This window comes from Delftia lacustris (genome assembly GCF_040267515.1).
Classification (GTDB): domain Bacteria; phylum Pseudomonadota; class Gammaproteobacteria; order Burkholderiales; family Burkholderiaceae_C; genus Comamonas; species Comamonas tsuruhatensis.
Window position 1 is genome coordinate 4,373,737 of sequence record NZ_CP141274.1, and the last position, 19,188, is coordinate 4,392,924.

The 19,188-nt window shown below is 65.9% G+C and carries 23 protein-coding genes; 9 read left to right on the plus strand and 14 right to left on the minus strand.

The window, feature by feature from the left end; translation table 11 throughout:
• The first annotated feature begins 1 nt into the window (after position 1).
• Complete coding sequence (locus U6958_RS21295; protein WP_083393653.1) at positions 2–1,405, plus strand: DUF6035 family protein; 1,404 nt, start codon at positions 2–4, stop codon at positions 1,403–1,405.
• 108 nt (positions 1,406–1,513) lie between these two features.
• On the plus strand, positions 1,514–1,897 hold the full coding sequence (locus U6958_RS21300; RefSeq protein WP_074923299.1) for an AlpA family transcriptional regulator: 384 nt from the start codon (positions 1,514–1,516) through the stop codon (positions 1,895–1,897).
• Positions 1,898–1,912: 15 nt separating this feature from the next.
• On the opposite strand, the gene U6958_RS21305 is transcribed toward U6958_RS21300, so the two are convergent.
• From U6958_RS21305 to U6958_RS21340, 8 genes are all read right to left on the minus strand, one after another.
• Positions 1,913–2,437, minus strand: a complete 525-nt coding sequence (locus U6958_RS21305) for an AlpA family transcriptional regulator (protein ID WP_074923298.1) — start codon at positions 2,435–2,437, stop codon at positions 1,913–1,915.
• 4 nt (positions 2,438–2,441) lie between these two features.
• The gene (locus U6958_RS21310; protein ID WP_074923297.1) at positions 2,442–2,717 is read right to left on the minus strand and encodes a hypothetical protein; all 276 of its coding nucleotides are present in this window, start codon (positions 2,715–2,717) and stop codon (positions 2,442–2,444) included.
• Positions 2,717–2,911: a hypothetical protein gene (locus tag U6958_RS21315; protein ID WP_143044645.1), complete on the minus strand. Its 195-nt coding sequence runs from the start codon at positions 2,909–2,911 to the stop codon at positions 2,717–2,719. The genes U6958_RS21310 and U6958_RS21315 overlap by 1 nt, the downstream gene beginning before the upstream one ends.
• 12 nt (positions 2,912–2,923) lie before the next feature.
• Positions 2,924–4,180 carry a tyrosine-type recombinase/integrase gene (locus U6958_RS21320; protein ID WP_074923296.1) on the minus strand — a complete coding sequence of 419 codons (1,257 nt, stop codon included), beginning with the start codon at positions 4,178–4,180 and terminating at the stop codon, positions 2,924–2,926.
• Between the two features lie 301 nt (positions 4,181–4,481).
• Positions 4,482–6,098: a glutamine-hydrolyzing GMP synthase gene (gene guaA / locus U6958_RS21325; protein ID WP_026062747.1), complete on the minus strand. Its 1,617-nt coding sequence runs from the start codon at positions 6,096–6,098 to the stop codon at positions 4,482–4,484.
• 31 nt (positions 6,099–6,129) lie between these two features.
• Positions 6,130–6,564, minus strand: coding sequence for a type II toxin-antitoxin system VapC family toxin (locus U6958_RS21330; RefSeq protein ID WP_012204856.1), 435 nt, complete (start codon positions 6,562–6,564; stop codon positions 6,130–6,132).
• Positions 6,561–6,839, minus strand: a complete 279-nt coding sequence (locus U6958_RS21335) for a type II toxin-antitoxin system Phd/YefM family antitoxin (RefSeq protein WP_012204855.1) — start codon at positions 6,837–6,839, stop codon at positions 6,561–6,563. Before U6958_RS21335 ends, U6958_RS21330 begins: the two co-directional genes overlap by 4 nt.
• 140 nt (positions 6,840–6,979) lie before the next feature.
• Positions 6,980–7,909, minus strand: coding sequence for a LysR family transcriptional regulator (locus U6958_RS21340; protein ID WP_074923295.1), 930 nt, complete (start codon positions 7,907–7,909; stop codon positions 6,980–6,982).
• A gap of 93 nt (positions 7,910–8,002) precedes the next feature.
• Between U6958_RS21340 and ilvD the strand changes: the two genes are divergently transcribed.
• Positions 8,003–9,697 carry a dihydroxy-acid dehydratase gene (ilvD, locus tag U6958_RS21345; RefSeq protein WP_074923294.1) on the plus strand — a complete coding sequence of 565 codons (1,695 nt, stop codon included), beginning with the start codon at positions 8,003–8,005 and terminating at the stop codon, positions 9,695–9,697.
• Between the two features lie 113 nt (positions 9,698–9,810).
• On the opposite strand, the gene guaB is transcribed toward ilvD, so the two are convergent.
• Positions 9,811–11,286 (minus strand): IMP dehydrogenase, encoded by a 1,476-nt coding sequence (gene guaB, locus U6958_RS21350; RefSeq protein ID WP_013803023.1) that lies wholly within the window; start codon positions 11,284–11,286, stop codon positions 9,811–9,813.
• 84 nt (positions 11,287–11,370) lie between these two features.
• Between guaB and U6958_RS21355 the strand changes: the two genes are divergently transcribed.
• Positions 11,371–11,925, plus strand: coding sequence for a DUF4124 domain-containing protein (locus U6958_RS21355; RefSeq protein WP_034364364.1), 555 nt, complete (start codon positions 11,371–11,373; stop codon positions 11,923–11,925).
• Positions 11,926–11,944: 19 nt separating this feature from the next.
• Here the strand turns inward: U6958_RS21355 and U6958_RS21360 are convergent, their stop codons facing one another.
• The gene (locus U6958_RS21360) at positions 11,945–12,289 is read right to left on the minus strand and encodes an RnfH family protein (protein ID WP_016448868.1); all 345 of its coding nucleotides are present in this window, start codon (positions 12,287–12,289) and stop codon (positions 11,945–11,947) included.
• Positions 12,282–12,734, minus strand: coding sequence for a type II toxin-antitoxin system RatA family toxin (locus U6958_RS21365; protein ID WP_016452375.1), 453 nt, complete (start codon positions 12,732–12,734; stop codon positions 12,282–12,284). Before U6958_RS21365 ends, U6958_RS21360 begins: the two co-directional genes overlap by 8 nt.
• Before the next feature lie 168 nt (positions 12,735–12,902).
• On the opposite strand from U6958_RS21365, the gene smpB reads away from it, so the two are divergent.
• From smpB to U6958_RS21385, 4 genes are all read left to right on the plus strand, one after another.
• On the plus strand, positions 12,903–13,376 hold the full coding sequence (gene smpB, locus U6958_RS21370) for an SsrA-binding protein SmpB (RefSeq protein WP_016448870.1): 474 nt from the start codon (positions 12,903–12,905) through the stop codon (positions 13,374–13,376).
• A 109-nt stretch (positions 13,377–13,485) separates the two neighbouring features.
• Positions 13,486–13,902: a hypothetical protein gene (locus tag U6958_RS21375; protein ID WP_016448871.1), complete on the plus strand. Its 417-nt coding sequence runs from the start codon at positions 13,486–13,488 to the stop codon at positions 13,900–13,902.
• A gap of 30 nt (positions 13,903–13,932) precedes the next feature.
• Positions 13,933–14,466: an RNA polymerase sigma factor gene (locus tag U6958_RS21380; RefSeq protein WP_016448872.1), complete on the plus strand. Its 534-nt coding sequence runs from the start codon at positions 13,933–13,935 to the stop codon at positions 14,464–14,466.
• 10 nt (positions 14,467–14,476) lie between these two features.
• The gene (locus tag U6958_RS21385; RefSeq protein ID WP_074923293.1) at positions 14,477–15,313 is read left to right on the plus strand and encodes an anti-sigma factor; all 837 of its coding nucleotides are present in this window, start codon (positions 14,477–14,479) and stop codon (positions 15,311–15,313) included.
• Between the two features lie 15 nt (positions 15,314–15,328).
• On the opposite strand, the gene U6958_RS21390 is transcribed toward U6958_RS21385, so the two are convergent.
• Positions 15,329–16,024 (minus strand): DAPG hydrolase family protein, encoded by a 696-nt coding sequence (locus tag U6958_RS21390; protein ID WP_016448874.1) that lies wholly within the window; start codon positions 16,022–16,024, stop codon positions 15,329–15,331.
• A 156-nt stretch (positions 16,025–16,180) separates the two neighbouring features.
• Between U6958_RS21390 and U6958_RS21395 the strand changes: the two genes are divergently transcribed.
• Positions 16,181–16,846 (plus strand): TetR/AcrR family transcriptional regulator, encoded by a 666-nt coding sequence (locus U6958_RS21395; RefSeq protein WP_074923292.1) that lies wholly within the window; start codon positions 16,181–16,183, stop codon positions 16,844–16,846.
• Between the two features lie 75 nt (positions 16,847–16,921).
• Here the strand turns inward: U6958_RS21395 and U6958_RS21400 are convergent, their stop codons facing one another.
• Positions 16,922–18,013 carry an enoyl-CoA hydratase/isomerase family protein gene (locus U6958_RS21400; protein WP_074923291.1) on the minus strand — a complete coding sequence of 364 codons (1,092 nt, stop codon included), beginning with the start codon at positions 18,011–18,013 and terminating at the stop codon, positions 16,922–16,924.
• A 153-nt stretch (positions 18,014–18,166) separates the two neighbouring features.
• Positions 18,167–19,180, minus strand: coding sequence for a tripartite tricarboxylate transporter substrate binding protein (locus tag U6958_RS21405; RefSeq protein ID WP_074923290.1), 1,014 nt, complete (start codon positions 19,178–19,180; stop codon positions 18,167–18,169).
• Positions 19,181–19,188 lie beyond the last annotated feature (8 nt).

Below are 19,188 nucleotides of genomic sequence, written 5' to 3' on the forward strand. Positions count from 1 at the left end.
CATGGAAGAAGGAATCTCCCCGTTTCAGCATGAGAGCGACGCCCGCCTGCGGCCTGCCCGGCGGCGGGCGCAGGAGCGGCCCATTCCAGGCGAGCCGCTTGCGCTCGACAAGCCCGAGGTCAAGGAGGTGATGGATACCGAAACGGGCAGGCATCTGCCTGTGTCGGTCGTGATGGGCACCGACTACGAGAAGCTCATGCAGCTGCGCATGGCGGTTCGCACTCAGATGCGCAAAAGCGATCCGCTCTACCGGTGCTCGCTGTGCGGCGTCGCGGTCCACATCTGCCGCGCCAAGGACAAACCAAAGTTCTTCTTCCGGCACCAGCACGAGGATGGAAGCTGCCCCGCGCAGACCAAGGGCGAGTTGAGCCAGGATGAGATCAACGCCCGCAAGTACAACGGCGCCAAGGAAAGCAGGCTACACCGCCGGATGAAGGACTGGCTCTGCCAGTGCCTGGCGGTGGATGGCCGGTTCGAAGACATTGCCCAAGAGCCCACCTGGAAGGGCCCGCTGACCGGCAGCCGCCGGCGACCGGATGTCAGAGCCGTATACAACGGGCTGCCCATCGCCTTCGAAATCCAGCTGTCCACGACGCATCTGGATGTCATCGCCGCGCGGCGCGACTTCTACATGCAGGAAGGCGGGCTGCTGGTCTGGCTGTTCGCCGAGTTCGACACCGAGCACCGGCGCATGACCGATGACGATGTCTTCTACAACAACAACCTGAACGCCTTCGTCGTCAACGCCAAGACGGTTGAAGCGTCGCTCGAAGCGAAGGAGTTCCTGCTGGACTGCATCTGGGCACAGCCTGTCAAGGGTGGTGGCCATTCAGGCCTATATCGCCGTGTCGTGCCCTTCCACGAACTGCGGCTTGACCCGAAGACCCAACAGGCATACCACTTCGACTACGAGACAGCGAAGCGACAACTTGAGGCAGAGGTCGAATCCGAGAAGCAATTGCTGCGCAACGACTTCGAGGCCTGGATGGGGGCTACCGGCTACTATGGCCCAGAGGCCTCCACACAATGGTCCACGTTCCGCAGGCGCTTCAAGCAGTTCGATGTCGAACTGCCACAGTACCTTGGTGAATTTGACAGGCCGCTGCTGACCTGTCTCTATTCGGCGAAGAACAACCGTCCGTGGGGCCAGAAGCACAAGCATCTGGTCGAAGTGGCGCATCGTGTCGCCAACAGCGAGAAGGACCACCTCAAATGGTTCATGCACGCGGTGCGCAAGTATGGGCGACTCGAATCAATGAAGGCCGAGGGACAGCACGGGCTTTGGCAGAAGCGGTACGGCGAGCTTCGCACGGAATACGACACTGACCCAGCCCCGTTCGAGCCCGCGCGAGAACTCCAGCCGATGGTGTCGCTCCTGTTCCCGGAGCTCCTGCCTTTGCCCTGAGCGGGTGCCTGCTGATGCGCGAAGGTGTAGACGTACTATGCCCTTCTGCGCCACAGCAGGTTGTGCCGATAGGTACTGAAATTCACCATATCTCCATGCAGCGTACTCATGGAGTCCAGGGTGGAACAACTATCGCAAACATCCAATACCGCCGACATCGACGCCGGCCAGGCCCTCCCCTTGCCGGGCACGGAAGGTTATGAGGCACTGCCGCAGTTTCCGAAGCGCAGCGCCCTTCCCTTCCGGCGCACCATCCGCCGCCAGGAACTGCGGCAGATCGTCCCCCTGGCCGAAACGACGATCTACGAAATGGAACGCCGCGGCGAATTCCCACGCCGCTTCAACCTGACGGCGCGCTGCGTGGTGTGGGACCTGGCCGAAGTCGAGGCGTGGGTCGAAGAGCGAAAGCAGGCACCTCGCGGCCGCACCACCAGGCCAGATGTCCACCAGCGAAAAACCCGCCCAGTCCGAGCGAGTTCGAGCAAGACATGAGGCTGGGCAACGGCCTCATCCAACCAGAGCTTCCAGTGCCTTGGACGCCGAGCGCGGTAACCGCCGCCCCTCCTTCGCCACATTGACCTGCAAGGCCACCCGAGCCACGTCAAACACATCCTTGGCCAGCGCATAGCTGCCCTTGGCCTGCAACCAGGCCAGCACATCTGCCAGGTGCCAGATCGACGCGCTGCCCTCGTGCACGGGCGCCGGAAAGCTGCCCGGATGGGCCAGCATCAGCTTGCGCATGTTCTGCCGCGACACGCCCACGATGTCGGCCACGTCGGTCAGCCCGACCAGATCCGGCGCCACTTCGATCAGCCGGGCTGACGGTGCAGCATGGCGCACGTCGGCGAGCGCGCTGCGCACCGCCTCGTCCGCATCGGCCGCCTCGCGGGTGAACTCCAGCGCCAGCCGCCCCGGTTGCCCGATACCGACCAGGGCATCGTCGCAACCGGCTTCGCCCAGACGCTCGACCAGCGCATCGGCGTCGCGGTCCTCGTCCGCAAGCTGGTATTTCAAGGTGAACGTGTATTCCATCGCGCTACTCCTGGGCACCGTCGTCAGCCTCGCGCTGCTGGCGGTGCGTGGTGCAGTTGTCCACGACGCGCCGCAAGGCGCGGGCGTGGTTGCCGGGGTTCTTCGGCGTGCTCCAGACACTGGTGATGCAGAACTCGCCGCAGCGGCATTCCTCATCGTTATACGGGCAGTAAATTCGCCCCCAGGCATGACTGCCGCCGACTTCGACGCGCCAGCCCTGCCCTTCGGCGTGTCTGAGGGCTTCCTCGACCTCTTTCTTGGGATGAGAGGGGCGAACCATCAGTAGCCTCCAGTATCAGCACAAGCCATAAGGTTGTCAAGTGACAACCTTATCTCGGCAGGATTGACCCGCATACCGCGCGGCTCGGCCATCAGGAAGTTCAAATTTCCAGGTTTTCGATCACTCTGAGTGATCGTTTTCTCAAAACAATAAACCTGACGCAGCCCGGCAAAGACCGATTCAAGGCAAACCATGATGCGGCCCTCCTACGCGATCGCGCTCAACGCTGGCACGGTCACGTTCTCTGGCATCAGCTTCGGCACGTAGGTCTGCCCACCGCCCCAGGCATCGACCAAGTGGGCCCACTCTTGCAGCATGTGGCGCCGCTGCACGGCGTATTCGGCCTTGTTGTAGACCGAGCGCGAGGAACGCCCCTCCTCGTGCGCCAAGCACTTCTCGATCCAGTCGCGGTTGAAGCCGATTTCGTTCAGCAGCGTCGAGCCAGTGCGGCGCAGGTCGTGGACGGTGAATGGCTGCAGCGGCAGACCCTTGGCCTTAGCGCCTTCTGCCACGAGCATCGTGATGCGATTCAAGGTCGCATTGGACATGCACCGCCGTGGATCATAGCGAGAAGGAAAGACGAAGCTGGAGCCTGCGGCGCACGCGTGCAGCGTGACGAAGATGTCGAGCGCCTGGCGTGACAGATAGACCACATGCGGATTGCGCCCCTTCATCCGCTGCTTCGGAATCGTCCACGTCGCGTTCTCGAAATCGACCTCATCCCAGGTGGCCTGGATCAGTTCGCTCTTGCGCACCAGCGTCAGCAGGATCAGGCGCAACGCCAGCTTGATGGTCGGATAGGTCGCCACCGTCTCCAGTTGCTGCACCGTCAGCCGGATTTCCAGCGGCGACAGGGCACGATCCTTCGGCACGAAGGTGGCGATCGAGGACGGTCCCACGCTGTCGGCCGGGTTGACCACCTTTTCGCCGTGGGCGATCGCGTAGACGTAGACCTGCTTCACGATGTCCCGGATCTGCACCGCGGTGGCCGGCGCCCCGCGCTCCTTGACCTTGTTGCACAAGATCCGCAGGTCTTCGGCTTGGATTTCGGTCAGCAGGCGATTCTGGAAGACCGGCAGGATGTCCCGGTCGATGATGTGCATGCGCGCGGCGCGGGTGCTGTCGGCCCACCTCGTATGGGCGAGGAACGTCTCCATCGCCGCGCCGAAGGTCTTGATGGCGCGAACCCGGCGCTTGTCGCGTTGCTTTTCCAGCGCGGGCGAGATGCCCTGGAGAACGGCTTTGCGCGCCTCCAGGAGCAGTTCGCGCGCCATTGCCAGCGAAATACCAGCTGGCCCGTAGCGGCCGATGGTCAAGGTCTCGCGGCGGCCGTTGAGACGGTAGTCGTATCGGAAGGTGACGGTATTTGCGGGCGATACCGTCACGTACATCCCATCCCGGTCAGAAACCTTATAAGTCAAGGACTTAGGCTTCAGATTGCGCAGCGCTGTGTCGGTCAGCATCGAGGTTTTCTCCTGTTTTTTTGACGGCTTTTACCGTCAGGGACCAGGAGACCCGCTGATGCCCGGAAAGCCGCATGAAACAAGCTTTCCCGAGAAGGCTTTTACCGTCAAAGACGGTAAAAGTCTCAATAGTGAACGAGAGTGTCTTAATTGCGCATCAATTCTTACCGTCAGCTCTACCGTCAACCGTTTTTGCTGGTCGGCGATAGCCATCGATAGTTACCGCGACGTATTTCTTTTTAAATCAACACGTTACAGCGGCCTTGTCGATAGCTGGCGATAGTCCTTGAAGGACCTAAATTCACTCCCACTCGATCGTCGCCGGCGGCTTCGTCGAAACGTCGTAGGTCACGCGGTTGATGCCGCGCACTTCATTGATGATCCGGCCAGACACCTTCTTGAGCAGGCCGTAGGGCAGCTCGGCCCAGTCGGCGGTCATGAAGTCGCTGGTCTGCACGGCGCGCAGGGCCACGACGTAGTCGTAGGTGCGGCCGTCGCCCATGACGCCCACGCTCTTGACGGGCAGGAAGACGGTGAAGGCCTGGCTGGTGAGGTCGTACCAGTTCTTGCCGGTGGCTTCGTCCGTCCAGTTGCGCAGTTCCTCGATGAAGATGGCGTCGGCGCGGCGCAGCAGGTCGGCGTATTCCTTCTTGACTTCACCCAGGATGCGCACGCCCAGGCCCGGGCCGGGGAAGGGGTGGCGGTAGACCATTTCACGCGGCAGGCCCAGGGCCACGCCGAGTTCGCGCACTTCGTCCTTGAACAGGTCGCGCAGGGGCTCGAGCAGCTTCAGGCCGAGCTGCTCGGGCAGGCCGCCGACGTTGTGGTGGCTCTTGATGGTGACGGCCTTCTTGCTCTTGGCGCCGCCCGACTCGATGACGTCGGGGTAGATGGTGCCCTGGGCCAGGAAGGTGGCGCCCTTGTGGCCTGCATCGCCGGCCTTGAGCTTGGCGGCCTCGGCCTTGAACACGTCCACGAACAGGCCGCCGATGATCTTGCGCTTGGCCTCGGGCTCGCTGACGCCGGCCAGCTTGCCCAGGAACAGGTCGCTGGCGTCCACGCGGATGACCTTGGCGTGCAGCTTGCCTTCGAACATTTCCATGACCATGTCGCCTTCGTTCAGGCGCAGCAGGCCGTGGTCCACGAAGACGCAGGTCAGCTGGTCGCCGATGGCGCGGTGGATCAGGGCTGCAGCCACGGACGAATCCACGCCGCCAGACAGGCCGAGGATGACTTCCTCGTCACCCACCTGCTCGCGGATTTTGGCGACGGCTTCCTCGATGTAGTCGCCCATGATCCAGTCGGCGTTGGCCGCGCAGATCTCGCGCACGAAGCGGTTGAGCAGGGCCGCGCCCTGCACGGTGTGCGTGACTTCGGGGTGGAACTGGACGGCGTAGAAGCGGCGCGCCTCGTCGGCCATGCCGGCGATGGGGCAGGACGGCGTGGAGGCCATGACCTTGAAGCCCGGGGGCAGCTCGGTGACCTTGTCGCCGTGGCTCATCCAGACCTTGAGCATGCCGTGGCCTTCGGCCGTGGCGAAGTCCTGGATGCCCTTGAGCAGTTCGGTGTGGCCATGGGCGCGCACTTCGGCATAGCCGAATTCGCGGGTGTGCGAGCCTTCGACCTTGCCGCCCAGCTGGGTGGCCATGGTCTGCATGCCGTAGCAGATGCCCAGCACGGGAATGCCCAGCTCGAACACGGCGTCGGGGGCGCGGTCGTCCACTTCGTAGACGCTGGCGTGGCTGCCCGACAGGATCACGCCCTTGAGGCGGCCGTCGGCGGCGAATTCGCGCACCCAGTCGCTGCTGACGTCGCAGGGGTGGACTTCGCAGTAGACATGGGCTTCGCGCACGCGGCGGGCGATCAGCTGGGTGACTTGGGAGCCGAAGTCAAGAATGAGGATCTTGTCGTGTTGCATGGTCATCTCAGGCAAAGGTGATGGGAGGGGATCAGAAATCTTCAGGGGCCAGCAGCGCCAGCCCGCGCTTGCGGGCGGCGGCGGCCTGGGCCGCGTCAAAGGTGGCCAGCGGCAGGCGCAGCGACTGCGCCAGCCACAGGTAGGCCGCGTCATAGACCGGCAGGCGGGTGTCCAGCGCCACGTCGAGCACGGCCTTGTGCTGGGCGGGCGCCAGCTCGTGCAGCTCCACGCGGTGGCGGATGGCCTCGAGCACGCCCCACAGGCCTTCGACCGAGCTGTGCGGAATGCGGCCGCCGTGCACGCCCGAGGCGATCAGGTTGCCGCATTCCCACTGCCAGAGGTTGGGCGCCTGCGGGTCCACTTCGTGGCGGCGGATGCGGGTATACAGGCGCTGGGTGTGCACGCTGGCGGCATCGGGCAGCAGCCAGGCGGCGGTGACGGAGGCATCGAGCACGAAGGAGGTCATGCCTGGCTCCGGCCTGCGTGGCGCAGTCGGGTGGTGGAGTCCGGCGCCTGTGCCGACTGTGCCGGCTGGGCCGGCCGCACCGTGGCCTGCAGCGCCTGCATCTGCTCCAGCTCGCGGGCGATCTGCTCGTCGGTGATCACGGGGCGGCGACGCACCGGCAGCATGCGCACCACTTCCTTGCCGTGGCGGGTGATGCGCACTTCCTCGCCCTGCTCGACAAGTTCGATCAGGGCGGAGAAACGGGTCTTGGCTTCGTAGATGCCGACAGATTGCATGGCGGGGCTGAAAACAAAAACAGGCCTGGTATCCGGCCTGGCCCGAATTCTATCATTCTGGCCAGAATTTCCAAAAATTCAGACCAGAACCTCGCGGATATTCCAGGCATTGGCCTCTGCTGCCTGCTGGCGCGCCCCACTCAATGCTGTTCGTGCACGAAGCCGACAAACCGCGCCAGCGCGGGCGACATGGCTCCGGCCGGCCAGGCCAGGCTGGTCTCGCAGACCGGCAGGGCAACGGCCTTGCTGCCTGCACGGGTGCTGGCGAAAACCGCCTCGCGGTAGACCACGCCGGGCCTGCAGAACTGCATCACGCTGGCGGGCACCCAGGCCAGGCCGATACCGCCCCAGACCAGGTTCACGATGGTCTGCATCTGTATCGCCTGCTGCGCGATGCGCGGCACATGTCCGTGCCGTCGGTACAGATCCGTCACCGCGTCATGGAGCGAGGGCATGATGCGGCGCGGAAAGATCACCAGCGGCTGCTCCAGCACCTCGTCGAGCATCAGCCGGTCCGCACCGGCAAGCGCATGCTGCTGAGGCAGGGCCAGCACCATGGCTTCCCGTCCCACGGCCAGGCGCTCCAGGCCGGCCGGCGCATGCCCGGGGGCATGCAGCATCAACCCGGCATCGATCTGCCCGCGCTCGAACGCCTCCATTTGCACATCGCTGGTGGCCTCGACCAGCTCCAGCGCCACACCGGGCGTGCCTGCAACGAAGTCCCGCACCCACAGCGGCAGCCGGGTGAAGCCGATGGTGGAGACAAAGGCCAGCCGCACGCGCCCCACTTCTCCCGCTGCCGCAGCCCGCGCAATCCCGGGCAGCGCTGCCGCCCGTCCCAGCAGTTCACGCACCTGCGGCACAAGCGCCTCGCCGGCGGGCGTCAGCGCGACGTGGCGGCTCGAGCGCTCGAACAGCGCCACGTCCAGGCTGCGCTCCAGCTGCGCGATGGCCTGGGTGAGCGGCGGCTGCGTCATGTGCAGGCGTGATGCGGCCCGGCCGAAGTGCAACTCGTCCGCCACGGCCAGGAATTGCCGCCAGACGCGCAGATCAATGGGGGGCTCATTCATATGTGCAGCATATCAATCATGCCGATGAATAGGATTGGATCAGATGAATCAGTCGGCCCATACTCATCCAACCCCCACAACGAGAGACATGCCATGACCCCGCCGAACCAGATCAACCGCCGAAGCTCCCACATCACCGAAGGCAAGGCGCGCGCCGCCAACCGCTCCATGTTCTACGGCATGGGCTACAAGGAAGAGGATTTCAAGAAGCCCATGGTCGGCGTGGCCAACGGCCACAGCACGATCACGCCGTGCAACTCCGGCCTGCAAAGGCTGGCGGACGCGGCCATCGCAGGCATCGAGGAGGCCGGCGGCAACGCGCAGGTGTTCGGCACGCCGACCATCTCGGACGGCATGTCCATGGGCACGGAAGGCATGAAGTACTCGCTGGTCAGCCGCGAGGTGATCGCCGACTGCATAGAGACCTGCGTGGGCGGCCAGTGGATGGACGGCGTGCTGGTGGTCGGCGGCTGCGACAAGAACATGCCGGGCGGCATGATGGGCATGCTGCGCGCCAATGTGCCGGCCATCTATGTCTACGGCGGCACCATCCTGCCCGGCAGGTGGAAAGGCCGGGACCTGAACATCGTCAGCGTGTTCGAGGCCGTTGGCGAGAACGCCGCGGGCAAGATCAGCGACCAGGAGCTCAAGGACATCGAGCAGCACGCCATTCCCGGCACGGGCTCGTGCGGCGGCATGTACACCGCCAACACCATGTCGAGCGCGTTCGAGGCGCTGGGCATGAGCCTGCCCTACTCCTCCACCATGGCCAACCCCCATGATGAAAAGGAGAACTCGGCCAAGGAATCCGCCAGGGTGCTGATCGAGGCCATCAAGATGGACCTCAAGCCGCGCGACATCGTGACGCGCAAGTCCATCGAAAACGCGGTCTCGGTGATCATGGCGACCGGAGGCTCCACCAATGCCGTGCTGCACTTTCTCGCGATCGCCCATGCGGCCGGCGTGCCCTGGTCCATCGACGACTTCGAGCGCATCCGCCAGCGGGTGCCGGTGCTGTGCGATCTCAAGCCCAGCGGCAGATACCTGGCGGTGGACCTGCATCAGGCGGGCGGCATCCCGCAGGTGATGAAGATCCTGCTGAATGCGGGCCTGCTGCACGGCGACTGCATCACCATCTCGGGCCAGACCATCGCCGAGACCCTGGCCGGCGTGCCTGACGAACCGCCCAACCCCCAGGTCATCCGCCCCCTCTCGGATGCGCTCTACCCGCAGGGCCACCTGGCCATCCTCAAGGGCAACCTGAGCCCGGAAGGTGCGGTGGCCAAGATCACGGGCCTGAAAAACCCGGTCATCACCGGCCCGGCACGCGTGTTCGACGATGAGCAATCGGCACTGGCAGCCATCCTCGACGGCAGGATACAGGCCGGCGACGTGATGGTGCTGCGCTACCTGGGCCCCAAGGGCGGCCCCGGCATGCCGGAAATGCTGGCCCCCACGGGCGCCCTGATCGGCGCCGGCCTGGGCGAGAGCGTGGGCCTGATCACCGATGGCCGCTTCTCCGGCGGCACCTGGGGCATGGTGGTCGGCCACGTGGCGCCGGAAGCGGCCGTGGGCGGCACCATCGCGCTGGTGCACGAGGGCGACTCGATCACCATCGACGCGCACGCATTGCAACTGCAGCTGAACGTGCCCGAAAACGTGCTCGCCCAGCGCCGCGCGGCATGGAAGGCCCCCGCGCCCCGCTACACGCGGGGCGTGCAGGCCAAGTTCGCGTTCAACGCATCGAGCGCCAGCTCGGGCGCGGTGCTGGACAACTTCGCCATTTGAGCGTCGTCATCTGAGCTTCGCCATCTGAGCTTCGTGAGCGCACGAAAAAAAGAGGCCCGGGCAGCGGCTGCCCGGACCTCTTTTCCATCCCGCGCCAAGGCGCTGGACCTGGATCAGTCGGCGCGGTAGTTGGGCGCTTCCTTGGTGATCTGCACGTCATGCACGTGCGATTCACGGATGCCTGCGGCGGTGATCTCCACGAACTCGGCCGTGTTGTTCATCTCTTCGATGGTGGCGCAGCCGCAGTAGCCCATGGCAGCGCGCACGCCGCCGGCCATCTGGTAGACGATGGAGACCATGGAGCCCTTGTAGGGCACGCGGCCTTCGATGCCTTCGGGCACGAGCTTGTCGGCGTTGGGATTGCCGGTGCTCGATTCCTGGAAGTAGCGGTCGGCCGAGCCCTGCTGCATGGCGCCGATGGAGCCCATGCCGCGATAGCTCTTGTACGAACGGCCCTGGTACAGGATGACTTCGCCCGGAGCCTCTTCGGTGCCGGCGAACATGCCGCCCATCATGATGGTCGAGGCGCCAGCGGCCAGGGCCTTGGCGATGTCGCCCGAGAAGCGGATGCCGCCGTCGGCGATCAGCGGCACGCCCGTGCCTTGCAGGGCCTGGGCCACGCTGTCGATGGCCATGATCTGGGGCACGCCCACACCGGCGACGATGCGCGTGGTGCAGATGGAGCCGGGGCCGATGCCGACCTTGACGGCGTCGGCGCCTGCCTCGGCCAGTGCCAGCGCAGCGGCGCCGGTGGCGATGTTGCCGCCGATGACGTCCACCTGCGGGTAGTTCTGCTTGACCCAGCGCACGCGGTCGATCACGCCCTTGCTGTGGCCGTGGGCCGTGTCCACCACCAGTGCATCGACGCCGGCCTTGACCAGCAGCTCCACGCGCTGCTCGGTGCCCTCGCCCACGCCCACGGCGGCGGCCACGCGCAGGCGGCCTGCGCTGTCACGCGCTGCGTTGGGGAAGGTGGTCTGCTTGGTGATGTCCTTGACGGTGATCAGGCCCTTGAGTTCAAAGGCGTCGTTCACGACCAGGATGCGTTCGAGCTTGTGCTTGTTGAGCAGGGCCTTGGCTTCCACGGGCGTGGTGCCGTCCTTCTCGTTGACGGTGATCAGGCGCTCGCGCGGCGTCATGATCTGGCTGACCTTGACGTCGTAGCGGGTCTCGAAGCGCAGGTCGCGGCTGGTGACGATGCCCACCACCTTGCCGCCGTCGCAGACGGGGAAACCCGAGATGCCGAGATTCTCGGACAGCTGCAGCACCTGCAGCACGGTGTGCTCGGGGGTGATGACCACGGGGTCGTGCACCACGCCGGATTCGTGGCGCTTGACCTTGGACACTTCGGCGGCCTGCTGCTCGGCCGTCATGTTCTTGTGGATGACGCCGATACCGCCCTCTTGCGCGATGGCAATGGCCAGACGCGCCTCGGTCACGGTGTCCATGGCGGCGGACACAAGGGGAATGTTCAGGGAGATGTTGCGCGAAAAGCGCGTCTTGAGCGAAGTGTCCTTGGGCAGGACCTGGGAGAAAGCGGGGACCAGAAGGACGTCGTCGAAGGTCAGGGCTTTACCGAGAAGGCGCATGTGAGAGCTCCAAAAGAAGGATTGTACCCGTGCGCCGGATCACAATGTATGCTGTAGGCCATTCGGCCCGATCCCCAACTCACCATGCACGCCATCAAGCTTGTTTTGCTAGTCACGCTTGCCGCCTGTTCGCTGCCCGCAGCCGCCCAGTGGCAATGGGTCGACGCCACAGGCCGCAAGGTCTTCAGCGACCGCGCACCGCCTCCTGACATTCCCGCCAAGAACATCCTGCGCCAGCCTGGCGGCAGCACACCGCCGCCTGCCGCCGCGCCCTCCGCCGCTGCGGCAGCTGCGGATGCAGGCACGGCGCCTGCGGCGGACGCCGCGGCACCGGCAGCACCTGCCGCAGCCGCCAAGGACACCAAGCCCGCAGGCACCGACAAGGCCCTGGAAGAACAAAAGCGCAAGGCCGAAGCCCAGGAGGCCGCCAAGGCCAAGGCGGAAAAGGAACGGATTGCCAAGCAGCGCCAGGACAACTGCGCACGCGCCAAGCAGTCCAAGACCGCGCTGTCTTCGGGCCGCCTGCTGGGCTACACGAATGAGCAGGGCGAGCGCGGCTTCATGGACGACGCCACGCGCGATGCGGAACTCAAGCGCGCCGACGCCATCATCGCCTCCGATTGCGGCGCAATGCGCTGATCGCCGAATCCGGGCCGGCTCAGTAGCCGGCCTTGGCTCCAGGCCTCTGGCGCTGGAACAGCCCCGTGGCCCGAGCGCCCTGGCGTGCGAAACGCTCGCGGCGCGCCACCTTGGGGTCCACGGTCAAGGGCCGGTACAGCTCCACTCGGTCACCGTCGCGCAGGGCTTGCGTCAAAGGCGCGCTGCGGCCCCACAGGCCTGCCGGCCCGGCCTGCGCAAAGCCCAGCGCCTGCCAGCCGCCCGCCGCCGCCACCGCATCGGCAATCGTGGCACCGGCCGGCAATTGCAGAAACAGCTCGACGACTTCGCCGGCGCGCGCACTGCAGGCCAGCGTGATGCGCACAGCGGGCTGGGGCTCAGCCATAGACCTGCTCGGCACGCTTGATGAAGGCATCGACCATGGAGCCTGCAATGCGGTCGAACACCGGGCCGACCACGGCGGCCAGGGCCATGTTGTCGAAACCGTAGTCCAGTTGCAGTTCGACACGGCAGGCGCGCTGCGATCCGTCGCCCACGGGGCGGAACATCCAGTGGCCCTCCAGCCGCGAGAACGGCCCCTTGATCAGGCGGATGCTGACCTGGCGCCCGCCATCGTCGAGCACGCTGTGCGTGTTGCGCGTGACGAAGGACTTGCGCATGCCGCCGAATGCAATGCCCACCTCGGCCGTCATGCCCTGCTCGTCCTGCTCCAGCACCCTGGCCTGATCGCACCAGGGAAGGAAGTCGGCATAGTGGGCCACGTCCGTCACCAGGGCAAACATTTCTTGGGGGCTGTACCAGATCAGGACGGACTTGTTGACTTTTTTCATGAATGGGGCGGGCTGCACGGCATGCAAAACACCGGCAGCGCCGCCATGGCACAGCCGGCTGTCACAATGACGGCAAGGCGAAACTAAAATCCCGCACGGCGGGAAGACGGCAATCCAGTATTGTAGGGAGACCTTTCATCTCCAGGTTTTCGCCGCATCTATTACTCCATGGCCAAGAAACCTGAAACACAGTCGCGCATCGCCGACAACAAAAAAGCCGCATTCAACTACTTCTTCGAGGAACGCTTCGAGGCCGGCATCGTGCTGCACGGCTGGGAAGTGAAGGCACTGCGCAGCGGCAAGGTGCAGTTGACGGACGGCTACGTCATCGTCAAGGACGGCGAGCTGTTCCTGCTCGGCTGCCAGATCAACCCGCTCAAGACCGCCTCCACCCACGTCAACCCCGACGCGGCGCGCATCAAGAAACTGCTGCTCAAGAAGGACGACATCCTGCGCCTGATCGGCAAGGTGGAGCAAAAGGGCTTCACCCTGGTGCCCATCAACCTTCACTGGAAGAACGGCTATGTCAAATGCGACATTGCCCTGGCCAAGGGCAAGGCCGAGCACGACAAGCGCGACGTGATCAAGGACCGCGAAGGCAAGCGCGAGGTCGAGCGCGCCATGAAGAGCTTCAACCGCTGACGGGCATCCGCAGCTTTTTTTGCACTGCTGCGGAATAAACCGGCACGGCCCAGTGTTCATTGCAGTGTCCGGCCGCAATTTCGCGCGCCGGCAAGCACCGGAGACAGCGATGAAGAAGCTCGGCATGAAACTTGGTACCTGTGCCTTCACGGCAGCCCTGACATTGGCCCTGGCAGGCTGCTATTCCGCGCCTGCGGCCAACGCCTCTGGCCAGACGCCGCCCAGTGCGGTCAGCGTGCAAAACGGCATTCTGGTCGGCGCCAACGGCATGACGCTCTATACCTTCGACAAGGACACGGCCGGCAGTGGCAAGTCCGTCTGCAATGGCCCCTGCGCGACCAACTGGCCGCCCCTGATGGGCAAGCAGGCGCCCTCTGGCGGCAACTACAGCGTGATCCAGCGCGACGATGGCAGCAGCCAGATCGCCTACAAGGGCAAGCCCCTGTACTACTGGGTGAAGGACGGCAAGGCCGGCGATACCACGGGCGACGGCGTCATGGGCGTCTGGCATACCGCACGCCCCTGAGTCCGGCCCCCTGCGCGATCGGACCTGCCCATGGACCGCAGCCAGATCCTGGAGCACCTGCCCGGCCTGCGCCGCTACGCGCGGCTGCTGGCAGGCGATGCCTGGGCAGCCGACGACCTGGTGCAGGACACGCTGGAACGCGCCTGCCGCAAATGGCTGCTGTGGCGCTCCGATGGCGATCTGCGCGCCTGGCTGTTCACCCTGATGCACAACCTCTACCTGAACCAGCGGCGCTCTGCCGCACGAGGGCAGTGGCTGGACATCGACAGCCTGTCCGAGTCCCTGGCAGCGCCCGAGGACAGCAGCGACGCTGCCCTGGACCTGGAGCGCTGCCTGCAGCGCCTGCCCGCCGAGCAGCGGGCCGTGCTGCTGCTGGTCAGCGTGGAGGACATGAGCTATGCCGACACGGCGCGCGTGCTGCAGCTGCCCCTGGGCACCGTGATGTCGCGCCTGTCGCGCGCACGCTCCCGGTTGCGCGAGCTGATGGAGGCACCGCCCGCAGCTTCGCCCGCCCAGACTGCTGCACCCCAAGCCGCAGCCCCGTCGCTGCGCCGGCTCAAATGACGAGGCCGCCATGACTGCCCCCGCCCCCACCTCCCCCTCCTCCTGTGTCTCGGCTGCCACGGCCATCCCCGACGAGCAGCTGCATGCCCTGGTCGATGACCGCCTGCCGGCCCCACAGGCACAGGCGCTGCGCGAGCAGCTGGATGCAGACAGCGCAGCACGCGTGGAGCAATGGCAGCGCCAGCGGCAGCTGCTGCGCGCCCTGCACGGCGCCCGCAGCGAACCGCCCATGCCCGATGAAATGCGCGCCGCCGCCGAGCAGCTGCAGGGCCTGCAAAAGCGCCAGCAGCAATGGTGGCGCTGGGGCGGCATGGCCGCAGGCTGGCTGCTGGCCTTCGGCCTGGGCTGGCTGGTGCACGGGCAGCAGGCAGCGCCTGCGGCACCCTCAACGGCGGACACGCTGGCCGCTGCCGCACCTGCCCGCTTCGCCCATCAGGCAGCAGTCGCCCACGCGGTCTACCAGCCCGAGCAGCGCCACCCGGTCGAGGTCGAGGCAGCGCAACAGGCCCATTTGCTGCAATGGCTTTCCAAGCGGCTGGGCCGGCCGCTGAAGCTGCCAGCCCTCACGGAACTGGGCTATGAGCTGGTGGGCGGCCGGCTGCTGCCCGGCGACAGCGGCGCACGCGCCCAGTTCATGTACCAGGATGCGGCCGGCGAGCGCATCACCCTGTATCTGGGCGCGCTGGAGGACCCGGCCACGCGTGGCGAGACCGCCTTTCGCTTCAGCAGCGACGGCCCCGTGCCCAGCTTCTACTGGGTGGACCAGGGCTTTGGCTATGCCCTCAGCGGCGCCCTGCCACGCAACCGGCTGCTGCAGCTGGCCACGGCCGTGCACCAGCAGCTTTGAAGCCTGGGGCCACGGCTACCAGGGCAGCGGCGCCGCCTCGCCGTTGCCATGTTCGCCGTAGTACAGCGAGGGCAGGAAGCGCGACAGGTAGGTGAACTCCGTGTAGCAGTGGCGCAGCAGGCCCAGGCCCAGCGCGTCGGGCAGCTCGGCCGCCGGGTCCGTGCAGGACTGCCCCAGCAGGAAGCGGCTGCGCAGCACGCAGCCAAAGGGCGTATCGCGCGCCAGGTGCACCATCTGCCCGTCCATCGGGTCCCCGCTGGCATCCAGCTGCACATGCTCGCCGAAGCCGATGCGCGCATACACGGCGGCCGATGCGCGTTTTTCGGCAAAGGCCAGCTCCAGCTGCGCAGGGTCGAAAAGCTCGCGCGGATCGTGGAACTTGAGCCTGGCCGCCACGGGCGGAATATCGGCCAGGGACTCCACGGCCTCGATGGACGCGCCGATGTAGCTCTCGCCCTTCTTCCATTGCGCATCCCAGCCACGATGCGCGATGTGGTCGTGCGGATGCCACCACTTGATGTGCTGCGTGGTCTCGAAGAACTTGAACCACCAGTCCAGCATGCGGCCGCTGCAGCCGTGCAGGTCGGTGCGGCAGGCCACCACCAGACAGCCGCTGGGCAGGCGCTGGATTCCCGTCTCCAGCCGCAGCGGCGTGATGTGCAGCAGCTCGTCGATGCGGGAAATGTCGGGCTCGAAGGCATGGGAGTTCATGGGTGTTTTCCGTTCCTGGGTTGATGAGGAAAAGCCATCTTATATTAAAGAAACGAACAACGTTTCCAAACAATCGGATAATCCCAGCCGGGTAACAAAATGCTGCACAACCAGGCACGACCCTGCACAACACCGAACGGAACGACAAGAAATCCAATGGAAACCGAAATCACTCCTGTGGCCCCCAGGCCGCGCGGGCGGCCGGCCCGGCCCGAGCACGAGGCCAACGATGCCGCCCTGGCCGCCGCCACCTGGCTCTTGCTCAATGAAGGCTATGCCGCCACCACCATGGAAGCCGTGGCCAGGCGCGCGGGGCTGGCCAAGAAGACGCTCTACCGCTTTGCCGCCAACCGCGAGGATCTGGTGGCCCTGGTGGTGCGCAGCTGGACCGACGGTTTCCGCCCCGCCCTGTCGGCCGATGCGCAGTCGGCCTCAGAGGTGGCTCCGGCGCTGGCCGAGATCCTGCGCGTGATTGCCGCGCGCGTGCTGTCGGCCGAGGCGGTGGGGATGTTCCGCCTGCTCACCACCGATTTCCCCGCCAAGCCCGAGTTGCTGGAGGTCTACCAGCGCAACGGCATAGAGCGCGGCCGCGGCATGCTGGTGGACTGGCTGCGACGCCAGTGCGCGAAGGGGTTGCTCAGGGCAGAGCAGCCCGATGTCATCTGCGACCTGCTGCTGTCCATGGCCATTGCCGAGCCGCTGCGGCAGATGGCCCTGGGCCTGACGCCGCCCGTGCCCGAATGGGATCCGGGCCCGCGCATTGACGACGCGGTACGGCTGCTGGCAGGCCATTCCTGCCGCATGGAGCCCGCTGATCGCTGAACCGAAAAAAAGGCCATCCGGCGCGGTGCCGGATGGCCTTTTGAACCCTTGGAGGTTTGGGCAACCGCCGCGCGATCAGTCCAGCGCCGCCAGCGGGTGCGAGTGCACGGGCCAGGGGCTGTCGAAGAAGGCACGCCATTGCGCGTCCTGCACGTCTTCGATGCGCGCATGGTTCCAGCGCGGTTGGTGGTCCTTGTCCACGGCCAGGGCGCGAATGCCTTCGATGGTCTCGCTCTGGCCGGGGCGCAGGTAAAAGCAGTGGCGCACCATGTCGCGCTCCATGCGCAGGTCCTGGGCCAGTGTCATGCCGCGTGCGCGGCGAATCTGCTCCAGCACCACGTGCAGCATCAGCGGCGAGCGCTTGCGCAGCGTGGCTGCCGTGTGCTGCGCCCACTCGCCATCCGCCGCTTCCAGTGCCTGCACCATGGCAGCCACCGTGGGCAGGGCGAACACGCGGTCGATCTCGGCGCGGGGCTGGGCCGCTGGCTTGGCCGGGGCCGTGAACTTCGACTTCACCAGCGCCTCGACGGCCGCTGCATCGGCAAAGCTGCCGGCGGCCAGCGCGTCCCACAGCGCAGGCTGCTGGTCCGAGGGCAGATAGCCATCGGCCAGGCCGAAGTCCAGCGCGTCGGCCGCGCCGATCACGTCGCCCGTCAGCGCCAGCCACTCACCCGCATGACCGGGGCAGCGCGATAGGAAGTAGCCGCCACCCACATCGGGGAACAGGCCGATGGCCGTCTCCGGCATGGCCATCTTGGTGCGCTCGGTGACGATGCGCAGCGTGCCGCCCTGGCTGATGCCCATGCCGCCGCCCATGACGATGCCGTCCATGAAGGCGATGTAGGGCTTGCCAAAGGTGTGGATCAGGTGGTTGAGCGCGTACTCCTCGGTGAAGAAGTCCTCCAGCTGGGGATTGCCCGTGCTGCCTGCGCCGTGCAGAAAACGGATGTCGCCGCCCGCGCAGAAGGCGCCGAAGGCCCCTTCCTTGCCCATGCCGCGGATGGCCACGGCCAGCACCTGATCGTCCTTTTGCCAGGCCAGCAGGGTGGCCAGCAGATCGCGCACCATGCCCAGCGACAGCGCGTTCAGCGCCTTGGCCCGGTTCAAGGTGATCATGCCAATGCGGCCCCGCACTTCGCTGAGGACTTCGCCGGCAGCTCCCGTCATATCTTGCTCCTTGTTGCTATGCATGCCCTGCCCCGGCGGCCCGGGGCGATGAGCCGCAACCATAGCTGAAAATCCGCGCCCACCCCTGACAAACAGGTGCCAATTTGCGCAAGTGCACGACAGGGCGGGCAGCCGCCGCGCACCGCAGCGCACTCAGTCCAGAGAGACGCCCGTGCTCTTGACCACGCCGGCCCAGCGCTTGATCTCGCTGCGGATGTAGGCGCCGTATTCCTCCGGCGTGGAGCCCAGTCCTTCGGCGCCCTGCAGCTGCAGCTTCTCGACCACGCCCGGGTCCTTGAGCGCGCGCATCAGCTCCTGGTTGAGCCGCTGGATGATGGCGGCTGGCGTCTTCGCGGGCACCATCACGCCCTGCCAGGCCCCGGCCTCGAAGCCGGACATGCCGCTTTCGGCCAGCGTGGGTGCATCGGGGAAGTTGGGCAGGCGCTTGGAGGAACTCACGGCCAGCAGCTTGAGCCGTCCCTCCTTGATGAAGGGAGCGACGGAGTTGATGGTGTCCGTCATGAAGTCGATCTGCCCGGCCACCAGATCCACGTCGGCCGGCGCGCTGCCCTTGTAGGGCACGTGGCTGGCCTCGATCTGGTAGTGCTGCACGACCTGGAAGGCCGCCAGGTGCGTGACATTGCCGTTGCCGGCCGAACCATAGGACAGCTGGCCCGCCTTGTCCCTGGCATGGCGCACGAACTCCTGCACGTTCTTCACCGGCAGCTTGGGGTTGACCACCAGGCCCAGCGGCACCACGGCCGTCAGCGCCACGGGCATCAGGTCCTTGTTCACGTCGTAGCTCATCTTCTTGTAGAGCGACGGGCTCAGCGCAATGGACGAGGTGTTGTAGAGCACGGTGTAGCCATCGGGCGCGGCCTTGGCCACCAGGGCGTTGCCGATGTTGCCGTTGGCGCCGGGCCGGTTGTCCACGATCACGGTCTGGCCCAGTTGCTGCCCCACCTGCTGGGCCAGCACGCGCGCCACCAGGTCGGTGGGCCCGCCCGGCGGGAAAGGCACGACCAGCGTGATGGGCTTGCTGGGCCAGGGCTGCTGGGCCAGGGCCGCTCCCGGCACTGCCGCTGCGGCTGCCATGCAGGCCGCCACGGCGGCCAGCGCCCTGCGCCGCCCTTGTCTGCCCGCGGCCTTGTTGCCTTTCTTGTCCATGCTGTTGT